Origin of the sequence: Candidatus Palauibacter sp. (assembly GCF_965222475.1) — a bacterium.
Lineage (GTDB): Bacteria > Gemmatimonadota > Gemmatimonadetes > Palauibacterales > Palauibacteraceae > Palauibacter.
Genome location: NZ_CBDCUB010000002.1, coordinates 1 through 15524, shown reverse-complemented (window position 1 = coordinate 15524; position 15524 = coordinate 1). Strand labels below are relative to the sequence as shown.

At 69.2% G+C, this 15524-nt stretch carries 13 protein-coding genes; 8 read left to right on the top strand and 5 right to left on the bottom strand.

What is annotated here, in order from left to right:
* Positions 1–136 precede the first annotated feature (136 nt).
* Both ACOQPP_RS05480 and ACOQPP_RS05475 read left to right on the top strand, forming a co-directional pair.
* Positions 137–334 (top strand): hypothetical protein, encoded by a 198-nt coding sequence (locus ACOQPP_RS05480; protein WP_420635987.1) that lies wholly within the window; start codon positions 137–139, stop codon positions 332–334.
* Positions 335–464: 130 nt separating this feature from the next.
* Positions 465–548, top strand: a complete 84-nt coding sequence (locus ACOQPP_RS05475; RefSeq protein ID WP_419166605.1) for a hypothetical protein — start codon at positions 465–467, stop codon at positions 546–548.
* Between the two features lie 9 nt (positions 549–557).
* On the opposite strand, the gene ACOQPP_RS05470 is transcribed toward ACOQPP_RS05475, so the two are convergent.
* The 3 genes from ACOQPP_RS05470 to ACOQPP_RS05460 form a co-directional block, all read right to left on the bottom strand.
* Positions 558–1577, bottom strand: coding sequence for a nucleotidyl transferase AbiEii/AbiGii toxin family protein (locus ACOQPP_RS05470; RefSeq protein ID WP_420635986.1), 1020 nt, complete (start codon positions 1575–1577; stop codon positions 558–560).
* Positions 1570–2166 carry a DUF6088 family protein gene (locus ACOQPP_RS05465; protein WP_419166606.1) on the bottom strand — a complete coding sequence of 199 codons (597 nt, stop codon included), beginning with the start codon at positions 2164–2166 and terminating at the stop codon, positions 1570–1572. The genes ACOQPP_RS05470 and ACOQPP_RS05465 overlap by 8 nt, the downstream gene beginning before the upstream one ends.
* Positions 2167–2286: 120 nt before the next feature.
* Positions 2287–3111: a pyridoxal phosphate-dependent aminotransferase gene (locus ACOQPP_RS05460; protein ID WP_420635985.1), complete on the bottom strand. Its 825-nt coding sequence runs from the start codon at positions 3109–3111 to the stop codon at positions 2287–2289.
* Positions 3112–3446: 335 nt separating this feature from the next.
* Here ACOQPP_RS05460 and ACOQPP_RS05455 point away from each other — a divergent pair, with 335 nt between their 5' ends.
* The gene (locus ACOQPP_RS05455; RefSeq protein ID WP_420635984.1) at positions 3447–4487 is read left to right on the top strand and encodes an Ig-like domain-containing protein; all 1041 of its coding nucleotides are present in this window, start codon (positions 3447–3449) and stop codon (positions 4485–4487) included.
* Positions 4370–6637 carry a leucine-rich repeat domain-containing protein gene (locus tag ACOQPP_RS05450; RefSeq protein WP_420636223.1) on the top strand — a complete coding sequence of 756 codons (2268 nt, stop codon included), beginning with the start codon at positions 4370–4372 and terminating at the stop codon, positions 6635–6637. The genes ACOQPP_RS05455 and ACOQPP_RS05450 overlap by 118 nt, the downstream gene beginning before the upstream one ends.
* Positions 6638–6693: 56 nt before the next feature.
* Here ACOQPP_RS05450 and ACOQPP_RS05445 read toward each other — a convergent pair whose 3' ends face one another.
* The gene (locus ACOQPP_RS05445; RefSeq protein ID WP_419166252.1) at positions 6694–7878 is read right to left on the bottom strand and encodes a pyridoxal phosphate-dependent aminotransferase; all 1185 of its coding nucleotides are present in this window, start codon (positions 7876–7878) and stop codon (positions 6694–6696) included.
* Positions 7875–10487 (bottom strand): DNA ligase D, encoded by a 2613-nt coding sequence (gene ligD, locus ACOQPP_RS05440; protein ID WP_420635983.1) that lies wholly within the window; start codon positions 10485–10487, stop codon positions 7875–7877. Before ligD ends, ACOQPP_RS05445 begins: the two co-directional genes overlap by 4 nt.
* A 191-nt stretch (positions 10488–10678) precedes the next feature.
* Between ligD and ACOQPP_RS05435 the strand changes: the two genes are divergently transcribed.
* The 4 genes from ACOQPP_RS05435 to prfA all read left to right on the top strand — a co-directional run.
* Positions 10679–11536, top strand: a complete 858-nt coding sequence (locus ACOQPP_RS05435; protein WP_419166254.1) for a Ku protein — start codon at positions 10679–10681, stop codon at positions 11534–11536.
* Positions 11537–11581: 45 nt separating this feature from the next.
* Positions 11582–14125, top strand: coding sequence for a penicillin acylase family protein (locus ACOQPP_RS05430; RefSeq protein ID WP_420635982.1), 2544 nt, complete (start codon positions 11582–11584; stop codon positions 14123–14125).
* A 137-nt stretch (positions 14126–14262) separates the two neighbouring features.
* Positions 14263–14520, top strand: coding sequence for a 50S ribosomal protein L31 (gene rpmE / locus ACOQPP_RS05425; protein WP_419166256.1), 258 nt, complete (start codon positions 14263–14265; stop codon positions 14518–14520).
* A gap of 93 nt (positions 14521–14613) precedes the next feature.
* Positions 14614–15524, top strand: a 911-nt coding sequence (prfA, locus tag ACOQPP_RS05420) for a peptide chain release factor 1 (RefSeq protein WP_420635981.1), incomplete at its 3' end; no start/stop codon positions are given.

Genomic DNA, 15524 nt, shown 5'->3' with positions numbered 1-15524 from the left:
GCTCTTCTCACTCGGCTTCGAGATGCCGGAAGTGTCCGATGGAGACGGGCGTCGGGCCTTCGCGTTCGTCCTGCCCGTGCAAGCGGGGTGGGCGGGTGCCCTAGACCGGGTAACGCTCTCCGGCCCGGGAGGATCCGTGAGTCTCGACGGTCCGAGTGATCGACCGATGGCCATCCTGCTCGATTCCCGAACCCGTCGCGTTCGCGGCATCCTGCGTGACCTGCCGGGCGCTCTGCGGACCCGTGCCGACGACGCGGCCGCTATCGCACCGCGCCCCGGTGTGGAGGTGCTGTTCAGCCGCGGGATCCCCGACGCGGAGGCGTGGCGGCGCTAACGGGTGTACCAGACCGACCTCATCGTGCGCATCGACAAGCAGACCGGCGCCGTGCTCGGTGAGATCGACCTCTCCAGCGTCCCACTCAGCGCCCGCCGCCCCGGCGACATCGAGGCCGTGCTGAAACGGCATCGCCTACGTCCCCGAGACGGGCGTCTTCCTGGTGGTCGGCAAGCTGTGGCCGAAGCTGCCGGCCCTCCGACTCGACGGGTAGCCCGCGGTCTCAGCCGTTGTTGGCTCTCTCCTCGATGTCGGCGCACCGACTCATGAGTTCGTCGAACTGTTCTTCATCATCGAACAGCATGCCGTCGCGGATCATGCGTTCGTAGTCGGCGGCGAGCTCGTCCCGGAACGGGCCCCGGGGGCGCAATTGCAAGCCACCTGAAACGGCGGCTTCGTAGTCGATCCAATGTCCCGCCGCGTCCTTCTCTCGAAAGAACATCGACTTGTGGCGAGCGACCGACTGTGCCAGCTGCCGGTCGGCCAACGCCCTCTCCGCGAAGCCGGCGTCGTCCAGACGAACGAGGTCGTGCCAGTGTCGCGAGAGACGTGTCCCCCGCTGCCGCCGCCGTCGCCGACAGAAGACATGGATGGCCGTAGCCTTCTCCCAGAAGGTGCGCTCGGCCAGCATGACCGAAGGACGCGCGGAGGGAAAGCGAACCTCGGGCACGAACCTGGCCGCGTCACAGTCGGTCACCCGCTCCCGGCGCGGCTCGCCGGTCGAGCGTGCGCCGAACTCCACCAGCACTTCCGGTCCGACGAAACCGTAGTCCTCGATAAGTGGCCTGTAACCGACACGGATCCGGTTCCCGTCAGCTCGGACCCGTGCGGCCGAGCCATTTCGAGCCAGCCCATCGCGGATCGTCGCGACGGCCACTGCCTCCGTCCATTCCGCGAGCCGGGTCCGAATTATACGAGTCCAGCGCTGTTCCTGGCTCCGCGTCGGGGGAAGCGCGTCCTCGCCAGCTCCAGCCACCAGTTCGGGGGCGAAGCGACGGATATCGTAGGTGACGTCGACATCCTCGGAAAACCGGCGGATCGCCTGGTAGGCCTTTGCCAGCGACGTCCCTCCCTTGAACACCAGATCCGGGCCGAACGGTGCCCCGAAGAGCACGGCGAGAGTCTGAACGACCCGGATGTCCTTCTCCAGCAGATGTGGCGGCCGCCCGCTGAGGCTCGAGGCGGATCTGAGAACCTCACGCCTGTCGGATGTGGACAGCGACTGGAACGAGACGTCAGCCACGAGCTACCAGGGCGCTTACGGGCGTGGCGATCCACGACGGGAGGGTCGCACGTGCAGCGGCCAGCTCGGCGAGATCTGCCGCGGAGAGTCCGCGCTGGATGGCAGCGAGGTTCTGTTCCACTTCCCCCGGCCCCAGCCAGGCCAGGGCTCGGACGACCAGGCCGGCCGGTCGTCCCGGCGCCACAAGTTGCCAGCGAGGGCTATGACGTAAGCGGACGGTCATCGCGTACAACTGCAGCGTTCGGCTCGGTCCCGAGGTGAGGTAGACCAGCCGTACCGGGACCTGTGTCGTCAAACCGAGGACGTTCGCCGCTGCTCCCCCGCAGGGGACGATCGCTTCTCCCCACAACTCAGCCAAGGCGGTGATGACGGCTCCGACAGCAGGTGCCCGAATGCCGAACCGGGTCTCTATCGGTCGGACGTACACGCCCCTGCAGACTCGGAGCAACTGTCCACGGCGAGCGAGGCGCGACAGGGCCTGGTCGACGGCGGGGCGGTTGCCCAGGTGAAGCAGCGCGTTCGGGCAGATCGGCGCGCCCTCGGGTAACGCCGCCGCGTGTTCCCGGATTCGGCGCGGCAGACTTGGCACACTCGTCAACGGTGCTCTCCCAGGATCGTGTGTCAGAAACTAGATGATAATACTGACACCTGCGAGCAGCAAGAATGGCGCAGCCCGGGACTGGCAGCCGCTCCGGCTTTCTACGGTCGGCTAGAGGATGCGAGCGAAGCGGTCACCCAGGGTCCGCAGGCGGGCCACGGGTTCGTTGCTGAACACGAGACGGAGCCGGTACTCGGCCTCGGGTCCACCCCAGGCGTCCATGGGGGTGGCGGCGACCCCCGCCCGGGCCAGCAGCCGTCCCTGGAGTTCGCGTGCGGTGAGCCCCATAGGGCGGGTGTCGACGAGGAGGGACCACCCGCCGGCCGCGGGGCGCACCGGATAGTTGCGGAGCGCCTCGAGCACCGCCTCGCGCCGCCGCTCCCAGCGCTCCACGCTCGCGGCCACGTTCGCTGCTTCGTCCGCGGCGGTCAGCGCAGCCAGCGCACCGGGCTGCCCGATCCCGACCCCGGTGACGACGTTGTATATCCCCACCTTGGCCACATCCGCGAGGACCGCCGCCGGTCCCACGACCCAGCCCACGCGCCACCCGATCATCCGGTACTCCTTCGAGACCGAACCGACGGTGAGCGTGCGGTCGCGCATCCCGGGAAGACCGGCCGGGTGCAGGTAGGGCCGCCGGTCGTAGAGGCTGCGCTCCATGGCCGCGTTGTAGATGAGCCACAGGTCGTGGCGCTCGCACAGTTCCGCGACCGCGGCCCAGTCGTCGGCGTCGAGCACGCCGCCGGACGGCATGGATGGGTTCATGATGAAGAGCGCCCGCGTCCGGGCGTCGACGCGCGCGGCGAGGGCGTCGAGATCGAGCCGCCAGCCCGTAGAGGGATCGAAGGCCCAGGGCGCGAGCCGGGGGGTCGCCCCGGCCAGCCGCACGCGCTGGAGCATGCCCGCGTACGTGGGGTCGGTGAGGATCACTTCCACGGCGCCGACCTGTCGCCGGAAGCCCTCGCCGGCGATACCCCCGTGCGCTGGCGCCGAAGACAGATCTGTCGCCGACCTTATCCGGGGCGAAGAGCGGCGACAGGCAGGGATCCGGGAGCAGTTCCTCCGGTCCGCGGCGACGAAAACGGTCGTGGGAGACCACCGAAGAGTAGCGGCGCGTAGCGCGTCTTCAGCCCGCTGCGGATCCACACTCTTCCGACGCCCCGTCGACCGCGACCGATGTTGCGCCCCCTCTCAGCGCACTATATATCGTACAGCGATACTATCATAGCTCTATACATTGGGCCAAGGTGCACGAAGCTGCCGGCTCGAAGATGTATAGCGACGAAGGGGGTTGTATGGAGTCTACCGCCAAGGACCGTGGGCGGATCTTCAGTTGGATTGGTCCCTCTCAAGCCGCGCCGGGGCGCTCGGCGACTGCGGGTTTTCTGCTGCTGGCCTTGCTCTCCTGTGGGGGCGAGGACGCGACAGCACCGCCCCCGCCGCCTCCGCCGCCGGAGAGTCCGCGTCCGACCCGGATCACCATCGAGCCGGATCGGATCGTCCTCGTGGCGGGTGACACGGTCCGTCTGACGGGCAGCGTGCTGGATCAGCATGGGATGGTCATCCCCGATGCGACCCTGACGTGGGCGAGCACCGATCCCGCGGTGGCGATGGTCGATGCGTCGGGCCTCGTGACGGGGGTCACGGTTGGGAGGGCAAGCATCACGGCCGCCTCGGGAGAGGTGAACGCCTCCGCCGCCGCGACGGTGCAGAGCGTGGACCTGGCGACGCTCATGGATCTGCACGAGTCCACCGGCGGAGCGGACTGGACCAACCGGGAGAACTGGGGGGGGGAGGAACCGGTCGGCAGCTGGTACGGCGTTGAAGTGAACGAGGGCGGTCGCGTGACGGCTCTGCGCCTGAGCGAGAACGGGCTGAGCGGCCAGCTCCCGAAGAACCTCGGCGATCTGGCCTTCCTGACCGAGCTTCACGTGGACGGCAACGAAGGGCTCTCCGGCCCCATCCCGGTCTCTCTCTCCGCCCTGAGCATTCAGCAACTGCAGTACGGCGGCACGATGCTGTGCACGGTGCGGGACGAGGCGTTCCAGGAGTGGCTGAACGCGATTCCGACGCGGGGCGGGGAGTTCATCGCCTGCAGCGAGGAGCGATCCCACCTCATGGCGCTCTACGACGCCATGGGCGGAGAGAGCTGGACGAACGAGGACAACTGGGGGACCGACGCGCCGCTCGAGGACTGGCACGGCATCACGGTCAACTCGAATGGGCGGGTCACGGAGATCTTCCTGCACTCCAACAACCTGACGGGAGAGATCCCCCCGAGATCGGGCATTTCCCGGAACTGCGGAACCTGAACCTGGGGAGGAACCAGCTCCGGGGCGAGATCCCGCCGGAAATCGGCCTCCTCACCGAATTGCGGGAGTTGGGCCTGCAAGACCTCAACGACTTAACGGGCAGCATTCCCGCGGAGATCGGGAATCTGGCGAATCTTGAAGAACTCTGGCTGTACAATACCGGACTGGCGGGCGCCATCCCGCCCGAGCTCGGCAACCTCGCCAGCCTTCGACTGCTCATCCTGCACGGCTCCCGGTTCAGCGGTCCGATCCCCGAGGAGCTCGGCAGGTTGACGGAACTAGAGCAGTTCTGGCTCTGGAACAACATGATCGACGGACCGCTGCCCGCCAGCCTCGGAGGGCTCGAAAACCTCCGGGTCCTCGTCCTCGGGAACAACCGGCTGACGGGGCCGATTCCCGCAGAGCTTGGCCAGCTCGGCAGCCTGCGGACACTCGAACTCGATGACAACATGCTCGACGGGTCTCTGCCGCCGGAGTTCGGCGATCTGGTGGCCCTCCGATCGCTGCACGTCCGCTACAATCCCGACCTGTCGGGTCCGTTGCCGGACGAACTCACCGCGCTGGCGGCGCTCGAGGACCTCCAGGCGGGCGGTACGGGGCTGTGCGCTCCCACCGATCCGGAGTTCCGGGCCTGGTTGAACGAGGTCGTCACGAAGTGGCGCGTCCGGTCGTGCGGGACGGAATCACACGCCGAGGCCCACCTGATCCAGGCGACACAGTCACCGGAGTTCCCGGTCCCGCTGGTGGCCGGAAGGAGCGCGCTGCTGCGGGTGTTCGTGATGTCCGAGCAGGAGACTATGGAGACCATTCCGCCGGTCCGGGCCAAGTTCTTCGTGGACGGGGCGGAGGTGCACTCGGTGGATATCTCCGCCGGGACGTCCGCGATCCCGATGGAGGTTCAGGTGGGCGAACTCGACCTGTCGGCCAACGCGGCGATCCCCGGCGAAGTGATTCAACCCGGCCTCGAGATGGTCGTCGAGGTCGATCCGGATGGGACCGTCGATCCGGCGCTCGGCGTGGCGAAGCGGATCCCCGCCGAAGGGCGTGCGGCGGTGGAGGTCCAGGAGGTACCCCCGCTGTACCTGACGCTGGTCCCGTTCGTCTCGACCGCAGACGGCAACCAGGGAGCCGTGACCTTCGTCGACAGCGCCACCCCGGGCCACGAACTCCTGTTCGAGGCGAGAACCCTGCTCCCGGTGGGCGCCTTCGAGATCACGCGACATCCGAGCGTGACGGTCAGTTCGAACGACATCGTCAACATGTTGGATCATATGGAACAGATTCGCACAATTGAGAACGGGACCGGACACTGGATGGGTCTCACCCCGAACCCCACCGAGGGCCAGGGCATCGCGTATCTCGGGAGTGACGGCCCCAACCTCGGGAAGGTCAGCGTCTCGAACCTGAAGGCGGGGACGATCGCGCACGAACTCGGACACAACCTGAACCTGACCCATGCGCCGTGCGGGGGTCCGGCGGGCGTCGACTGGACCTTCCCCTACGCGGACGCACGAACGGGTGTGTGGGGGTACGATCCGCGCGACGGAGGCTCGATGGTGCCCCCGGACCGGGCGGACCTCATGAGCTACTGCGAACCCGTCTGGATCAGCGACTACTACTTCACGAACGCGCTCCGTTTCCGACTCGTGGATCCGGTCGAGGTTTGGCCGGCCGCTTTGCGGACCCTGATAGTCTCGGGCGCCGCCGCTGCGGACGGGACCCTCCATCTCGAACCCGCGTTTGTGGTCGAGACGACGCCCGTCGTGCCGACTCTCGGCGGGCCGTACCAACTGACCGGCCGGCGCGCGGACGGGAGCGAGCTGTTCTCGCTGAGCTTCGCCATGCAGGAGGTCATGGATGGCGACGGGCGTTTCCGTTTCACATTCGCGCTTCCGGTACGGGCCGAGTGGGAATCGGAGTTGGCGAGCCTCGCGCTCGCGGGGCCCGGCGGCACCGTCGAGATGCGGGAGGGGAGCGAGCCGCCGACAGTGATCATGCGCGACCCGGTGACGGGCCATGTACGGGCCATCCTCCGTGACCTGCCGGCCGGCGACCTCAGCGCCGGGGCCCTGGACGCGCTGGCCCCCGAGCCGGGACTCGAGATCATGGTCAGCGGCGGATTGCCCGCGGCGGCGGACTGGAAGCGCTGAGACCGCGTTCAAGCGGCCGCCTCGCCGTGAGGCAGGCCGCGGTCCCAGCTATAGGACTATAGGACGTGGGCGAAGCGGTCGCCGAGCGTGCGGAGGCGAGCCGCCGGTTCTCTGCTGAACACAATCCGGAGCAGAGACGCGGCGTCGGGTCCGCCCCACGCGTCCATCGGAGTAGCCGCGACGCCCGCTCCGGTCAGCAGGCGTGTCGATAGCTCGCGGGCCGGGAGGCCGAGCGGGCGGGTGTCGACGAGGAGGGACCACCCGCCGGCCGCGGGGCGCACCGGATAGTTGCGGAGCGCCTCGAGCACCGCCTCGCGCCGCCGCTCCCAGCGCTCCACGCTCGCGGCCACGTTCGCTGCTTCGTCCGCGGCGGTCAGCGCAGCCAGCGCACCGGGCTGCCCGATCCCGACCCCGGTGACGACGTTGTATATCCCCACCTTGGCCACATCCGCGAGGACCGCCGCCGGTCCCACGACCCAGCCCACGCGCCACCCGATCATCCGGTACTCCTTCGAGACCGAACCGACGGTGAGCGTGCGGTCGCGCATCCCGGGAAGACCGGCCGGGTGCAGGTAGGGCCGCCGGTCGTAGAGGATGCGCTCCATGGCCGCGTTGTAGATGAGCCACAGGTCGTGGCGCTCGCACAGTTCCGCGACCGCGGCCCAGTCGTCGGCGTCGAGCACGCCGCCGGACGGCATGGATGGGTTCATGATGAAGAGCGCCCGGGTCCGGCGCCCGACGCACCCGGCGAGCGCGTCGAGGTCGAGACGCCAGCCGGCCGCCGGATCGAAGGCCCAGGGCGCGAGCCGGGGGGTCGCCCCGGCCAGCCGCACGCGCTGGAGCATGCCGGCGTACGTGGGGTCGGTGACGATCACCTCGTCGCCCGGGTCCACGGTCGCGAGGAGCGCGTTCAGGAGGCCCTCCGTGCCGCCGGCGGTGATCACGCACTCCCGGTCGGGGTCGTACGTGCGCCCGGCCAGACGGCCGACGTGCCGGGCGGCCGCCGCCCGCAGGTCGCCCCGGCCCGTGAAGGGCAGGTAGCTGTTGGCGGCCGGCGATTCGAGCGCCGCGCGGGTGGCGGCCAGCGCCGCCGGGGGCGGCCGCAGGTCGGTGTCCAGGTTCTCGAGGCGGAGGATGTCGGGATCGCCCTCTGCCGCCCGCGCCACCGCGTCGATGTCGAAGCCCGGGATTCCGGACAGCCGCCCGGGCGGCGTGCGCCCGCGCCCCTCCGCTCCGCTCACCCGCCCATCCTCCGCTGCAGCGCCTCGAGCGCCGCCATGAGGTCGGGTGCGTCCGACAGCACGCCCAGCAGCGGATCGGGGTCCAGCGCCCGCGCCCGCTCCGGCATGGTGCGGATCGTGAAGTCCTCCATCGACAGTCCCTCCTCCACCTCGGCCCAGCGCAGTGGCGCCGACACCGTGGCCCCCGCCCGCGGCCGCACGGAATAGGGCGCGACGACGAGCCGCCCGCGCCCGTTCTGGACGTAGTCGATGTAGACCTTCCCGTCACGTCCCGATGGGTTCCGGACGATCGTCGCCCGGTCGGGAATCTCCGCCGCCACCGTCTTCGCGAGCAGGAGCGCGAGCGTCCGCGACTGCTCGTAGTCCAGCTGCCCGCCGAGCGGGATCATCACATGGATCCCCGAGGAACCGCTCGTCTTGGGATAGCTGGGCAGCCCGATCTCCCGGCACAGGGCGCCGATCGTGCGCGCGACTTCGACCACCTCCCCGAACGGGGCGTAGACCTCCTCCCCGTCCCGCTTGTGCTTCGGGTCGAGGTCGAGGAGACACCAGTCGGGCCGGTCCAGGCCCCCGATGCGGCTCGCCCACACGTGGAGCGGAATCGCCCCGAGGTTCGCGATGAACACGAGGGCGGCGGGGTCGTCGGCGATGAAGTAGTGGATCTCCCGCTCGGAACCCTCGCTCCAGATCGCCTCGGTGCGCACCCATTCGGGCTGGAAGCCGGGCGCGTTCTTCTGGAAGAAGGACTTCCCGTGAATCCCGTCCGGATAGCGCGTGAGCACGAGAGGTCGGTCCTTGAGAAATTTAATCAGCCACGGAGCGATATCATGATAGTACGCAATGAGATCCCCCTTCGTGTATCCCTCCTCCGGCCAGAAGACCTTGTCCAGATTCGAGAGCGACAGTTCCTCTACAGGTGGGGGAGACGTGTCCACCCGAACGGGATCGGCGAGGGCCGCGCGCGGATCACGGGGAAGTCGGCAATCCGTGGGGAGTACGTGTTCCGCATCCTTATCCGAGGTCGCCCCGTCCCCCTCCTCCGGGACGGGGAGGAGTCGGAGGAAGACGGGGTGCCGCAGAAGACCTCCATCGGTGACCTCCTTGTACCGGATCTCGGCCACGAGTTCGGGCGCGACCCAGGTGTGATCGTCTCCCGCGGGGGCCGGTGTGACGAAGGGAGGCCGCTCCACTCGCAGCGCGTCGAGGTCGGCGCGAAGCTCGGACAGGAGCTGCTCGTTGAAGCCGGTCCCGACGCGGCCGAGGTAGTGAAGGGCGAGTTCGGCGCCGGCAGGCTCGGCGGGGGCGTAGGCGCCGAGGTGGAGGGCGCCGAAGCCCGTGCGCGAGCCCGCCGGGGTCGTGAAGCCGACGATGACGAAGCGGGCCTGGCGCGCGGCGTGGATCTTCCGCCAGTCGGAGGAGCGACCGCCGACGTACCGGGAGTCGGCGCGCTTGGCCATGATCCCTTCGAGTCCCATCTCCTGGACCTGCCGGAAGAGCGCCTCTCCGCAACCCTCGAAGTGTTCGCTGAACCGGATCGGCCCCGCTTCCGGCACCACGTCGCGGAGGAAGCGGCGCCGCTCGGAGAGCGGAAGGTCGCGCAGATCGTGGTCGTCGAACGCCAGCAGGTCGAAGGCGTAGAAGCTGGCCGGCGTCTCGAACGAGGCCCGCCGCACATCGAGCGGGCGCGACAGCCGGGCCCGCTTCTGCAGATGCCGGAAGCTGGGGTAGCCCACCGCGTCATGGACGACGACCTCGCCGTCAAGCACCACGCGGCGAAAGGGGAGCTTGCGCAGCGCCCGCGCGATCTCGGGGAAGGTGGGGAGGGCTTCATGACCGTTCCGGGTGAGGAGGCGCGCCTCCCCTTCGACGGCGGAGGCCAGCATGCGGTAGCCGTCCAGCTTCAGCTCGAAGTGCCAGGCGGTGTCATCGAACGCGTCCTCGCGGGGTCGGGCGAGCATGAACTCTACATCGGCCGGGTCGACCCGCCGCTCCGGGGTGCGGGCCCGCTCGAGGGCCGCAGCCAGATCCTCCCCCGGATACCAGCCCCGCTCGCGCTCGGCCATCTGCTCGACGGTGAGGCCCGAAAGGATCGAACCCTCCGGAAGGGACCCGTCCTCCAGAATCGGGTGCCCGCCGCGCCGCTCGCGGATGAGCAGCCATTCCCTGCCGGTCTCCCCCTTCTCCAGCCGCACGAGCGTCCACACGCCCCTGAGCTTGTGGCCCCGCAGCTCGAACAGGAGCTTGCCCGATTCGAGCCCCTCCTCCGGGTCCTCGAGCGGCATCCAGCGGCCGATGTCCCACACGATCATCTCGCCGCCCCCGTATTCGCCGGCCGGAATCACCCCCTCGAACTCGATGTACTCGACGGGGTGGTCCTCGACGTGGACGGCGAGCTTCTTGTCGACCGGATCGGCGGAGATGCCCTTCGGCACGGCCCACGAGACGAGGACGCCCCCGATCTCCAGGCGCAGGTCGTAGTGCCGACGGGTCGCGGCGTGCAGCTGGACCACGAACACCCCGACGCCGATCCCGGGCGCACCGCCGAAGGGCTCCGGCGTGCGCTCGGAAGCGCGCTTTTCCCGGTACTTCTCCAGCTTTCCTCGGGGCATGCTCGCGGCGCTGACTCTCGAAGGGGTGCCTCGACCCGTCTCCCCGCGCGCAGTTCGCCGCGGACGGGCGACCCGCGGGCGCGGTAGTTACGATCCGGCCCGGAACCTATTATTCCGCCCCCGGGTTCGGCATGCGCCCGGTTTTTCGGAGACACGCCACGGGTTCGGCGTGAAATGGAGAGACGACAGGCATGGCTCCTCGACCCATCGCGTCGGCGACGATCTCGTTCGGGCTCGTTTCGATCCCGTGCCAGCTCTTTTCGTCCGCCCGGAACTCGCAGCAGGTCCGCTTCAATTTCCTTTCGCCCGACGGTACCCGGGTGAAGCAGCAGTACGTGGACGCGAAGACGGGAGAGCCCGTTCCGCGCCCCGATCTCGTGAAGGGATACCAGTTCGCGAAGGACCAGTACGTCACCTTCACGAAGGAAGAACTGAAGGCGCTGGAGGCCGAGGCGACCCAGGCGATCGAGATCGTCGAGTTCGTGCCGGTGGACCAGGTCGAACGGGCGTATATCGGGAAGACGTACTACCTCGGGCCCGGGAAGGGCGGCGACAAGGCCTACCGGCTTCTCGGCGCCGCGATGAGGAAGACGGGCTGGGCCGCTCTCGCGAAGTACGCCGCGCGCGGAAAGCAGTACCTGGTGCTCGTGCGCCCGGTCGGCGCCCACCTCGTGCTCGAGCAGTTGCACTACGCGAGTGAGGTACGGGACATCGCCGCCGTACCGGCGGGGGAGGGCGAGGTCCTCGACGCGGAACTGTCGCTCGCCGTTCAGTTGATCGAGCAGATCGCCTCGGACACCTTCGATCCGTCGAAGTACGAGGACGAGGTGGGACAGCGGATGCTCGAAGCGGTCGAGCGCAAGGTCGCCGACGGGACCGAGATCACGGCGCCGGTCGAGGAGGAGACCACCGCCCAGGTCATCGACCTCATGGCGGCGCTTCGGGCGAGCGTCTCGAAATCCGGGGAGTCCGGTTCAGAGGAAGCCGGGGACGAGGCGAGCGACGAGGCGAGCGCGGCGTCGAAGCGGAAGAGCGCCACGGGCTCCTGAGGGACACAACTCCAGACCGAAGCAACGTTTAGCAAGGAGAATCCGATGCGGATTCGAGCCATCGCGCTGTTCGCCCTCTTCATCATGCTGCCGGTCTGGCGGGATTCCGGGGCGGCGCCGGCCGGCGCCCCGACCGTCGACCTTCCGCGGGACGCCATCGGGGGCGACCGCGCGCTGGCGCCGACCCGCACCGAGACGCTGCGGGTGCCGGGACTCGAGGCGCGGGTCGAGATCCTCAAGGACCTGTGGGGGATCTCCCACATCTACGCCGAGACGGAGCACGATCTCTTCTTCGCGCAGGGCTACAACGCCGCGCGGGACCGTCTCTTCCAGTTCGAGATGTGGCGCCGCCAGGCGACGGGCACCGTCTCCGAGATCCTCGGTCCGCGCGAACTCGAGCGGGACCGCGGGGCCCGCCTGTTCCAGTACCGGGGAGATCTGGAGGCGGAGTTGAACCACTATCACCCGCGCGGCGCCCGGATCATCCGGGCCTTCGTGGACGGCATCAACGCCTGGATCGCCGAGACGGCACGCGACTCCGATCTCCTCCCGATCGAGTTCGAGATGCTGGACATCCGGCCGCAACCGTGGACGCCGGAGATCGTCATCTCGCGCCACCAGGGCCTGCTCATGAACATCGGGCAGGAGCTGAACCTCGGGATCGCCGTCGCCGCGGTCGGGGCGGAGCAGGTGAAGGACGTCTCCTACTTCCACCCGGGGGAGCCGGACCTCGAACTCGATCCCGCGATCGACGGGCCGCTGCTCCGGAGCGAGATCCTCGACGTCTACCGCGCCTTCCGCGGTCCGGTCCGCTTCCGTCCCGAGGACATCGCCCCCCGGTTCCGCGCCACCGCCTCGGATGGAGGCACGGAGCTGGCCCTCGCGGGTGAGGCCGTGGACCCGTGGGGCCCGGAGGGTGAGCGACTCGAGGCGGAGTGGCCCGGGACGGGGAGCAACAACTGGGTCGTGGCGGGGAGCCGCACGCTGAGCGGGCACGCGATCATGGCGAACGACCCGCACCGGGTGCAGGCGGCGCCCTCTCTCCGGTACCTCGCGCACCTGGTCGGCCCCGGCTGGAACGTGATCGGCGGCGGCGAGCCGGTGCTGCCGGGCATCTCGATCGGGCACAACGGGTACGGCGCCTGGGGCCTGACCGTCTTCCAGACGGACGCGGAGGACCTGTACGTCTACGAGACCCACCCGGATAACCCGAACCGGTACCGGTACGAGGCTGCCTGGGAAGCGATGCGGGTGATCGAGGATGAGATTCCGGTCGGGGGGCAGACCGCGGTGCGCGTCCGACACAAGTACACGCGGCATGGGCCGGTGGTGTACGAGGACCGGGATAATCACGTCGCGTACGCGGTGCGCGCGGGGTGGATGGAGATCGGCGGGGCGCCCTACCTCGCCAGCCTGCGCATGGACCAGGCGAAGACGTGGGAGGAGTTCGTGGACGCCTGCAACTACTCGAACATCCCCGGCGAGAACATGGTGTGGGCCGACGCGGACGGGAACATCGGCTGGCAGGCGGTGGGGATCGCCCCCATCCGGCGCAACTGGTCGGGGCTCGTTCCGGTGCCCGGAGACGGCCGCTACGAGTGGGACGGCTACCTCGAGATCCGCCACAAACCGCACGTCTTCAACCCAGACAAGGGGTTCTGGTCGACGGCGAACCAGAATCTGGTCCCGCCCGGCTACGAACACCGGGACGCGGTGGGCTGGAGCTGGAGCGACCCCTTCCGGAGCGCGCGCATCGACGAGGTCCTCGCCACGGGCCGCCGCTTCACGATGTCGGAGATGATGCAGCTCGCGACGGACTACGTGTCGCTTCCCGCCCGGTCCCTCGTCCCCATGCTGCGGGCGGTGGAACCGAGGGGCGGGTCGTCGTCGCGCGATCGCGACAGGGCCGAGGCGGCGCGGCGCGACCTCCTCGACTGGGACTTCGAGCTCGCCCCCGACTCACGCGAGGCGGCGATCTACGTATCTTGGGAGCGGGAGCTCCGGAGCCAGATGGGGCCGCTCGTCGTGCCCGCCGAAGTGCGGAGCCAACTCGGTGGCCTGTCGCTCAAGAAGATCATCGACTGGCTGGGCTCGCCGCCGACCTGGTTCGCTCCCCTGGGGGATGGGGATCCGGTGGCGGGTCGCGACGCGTTCATCGCCCGCACCTTCGCGGACGCGCTCGACGGGCTCGAGGAACGCTTCGGGTCGGACCCCTGGCGCTACGGAGACGCGCGCTTCAAGCACGTGCGCCTGCGGCATCCGCTCTCGGGCGTCGTGAACGCCGAGATGCGCGAGCGCCTCGAGGTGGGCACCCTCCCGCGCGGCGGCAACGGTTCGACCGTGAACCAGTCGGGGGGTGGGGACAACCAGACCTCCGGCCCCTCGTTCAGGATCATCACGGAAGCCGGCGACTGGGACACGGCCGTGTTCACGAACAACCCGGGACAGTCGGGGGATCCCGATCATCCCATGTACCGGAACCTGTTCGAGGGCTGGGCGACGGACCGCTTCTTCCCGCTCTACTACTCGCGCGACCGGGTGGAGGCGGTGGTCGCCGACCGTGTGGTGCTCTCGCCCGACGGCGGGTAAACGGCGGCGGTACGGGTCCGGCCTCCGCCCCCGCATGGACGCGTTTGCAGCGGTTGCATGGGCACGGCTAGATTATACGGCTCACTCGGAAATGCCTCCGTCCGGTCGGAGGCGGGCCACCAGCGCAGGGACGAACGATGAAGGCAGGCATACATCCGGAATACGCGCCGGCGAAGATCACCTGTGCGTGCGGCCGGGAGACGGAAACCGGTTCGACGGTCGGCGAAATCCACGTCGAGATCTGCTCGCATTGCCACCCGTTCTTCACGGGCCGGCAGAAGCTCGTCGACACGGCGGGCCGGGTCGAGCGATTCCTGGCCAAGTACGGTGATCGCGCGAGCCGTGGCGCGGAGAGCGCGGAGAGCAAAGCCGAGGCGGCCGCGGCAGATGCCTGACCGCGCGCAGCCGCGCCGACGCCTTCGAACGCGACGGGGTCCCTCGGGGCCCCGTTCTCGTGTGGGGACCTGATGTCGGACGGTGACGGACTCGTGGCTCGTCTTCGTCAGGCCGTTGAACGTTACGACGAACTCGCGCTGCGGATGGCGGAGCCCGAAGTGCTGTCCGATCTCGGGCTCCTGAAGGAACTGGCGCGCGCGCATTCGGCGCTCGGGCCGCTGGTTCGGGCCGCACAGCGTCACTTCAAGCGGCTCGACGACCTGAGCCAGGCGCGCGAGGTCGCCGCCGAGGCGGACGGGGAACTCGCCGATCTGGCGTCCGAGGAGGCGGCCGAACTCGAGACCGAACGGGAAGCGGCCGAGAGCGAGCTTCGCCGGCTCCTCGTTCCGAAGGACCCGCTGGACGATCGGCCCGCCGTGGTCGAGATCCGCGCCGGGACCGGCGGCGACGAGGCCGCGCTCTTCGCGGCGGACCTGTACCGGATGTACACGCGCTTCGCGGCCGAATCCGGATGGGTGACCGAACTCATCAACACGAGCGAGGGCGCGCTCGGCGGCGTGAAGGAGGTCGTCTTCGTCGTTCGGGGGGCCGAGGCGTACGGGCGGTTGCGCTACGAGTCCGGCGTGCACCGCGTACAGCGGGTGCCGGAGACCGAGAGCCAGGGCCGGATCCACACGTCGGCGGCGACCGTCGCGGTGCTGCCCGAGGCGGAGGATGTCGACGTCAGGATCGATCCGGCGGATCTCAAGATCGACGTATTCCGGTCGTCCGGCCCCGGCGGCCAGTCGGTCAACACGACGGACTCCGCGGTGCGCATCACGCACCGGCCCACCGGGCTCGTGGTCTCGTGCCAGGACGAGAAGTCGCAGCACAAGAACAAGTCGAAGGCGCTGCGGGTGCTGCGCAGCCGGCTTCTCGACCGGATGGTCGCCGCTCAGGAGGCGGAACGGGCGCGCGAGCGGCGGACGCAGGTGGGCACGGGCGACCGTTCGATGAAGATCCG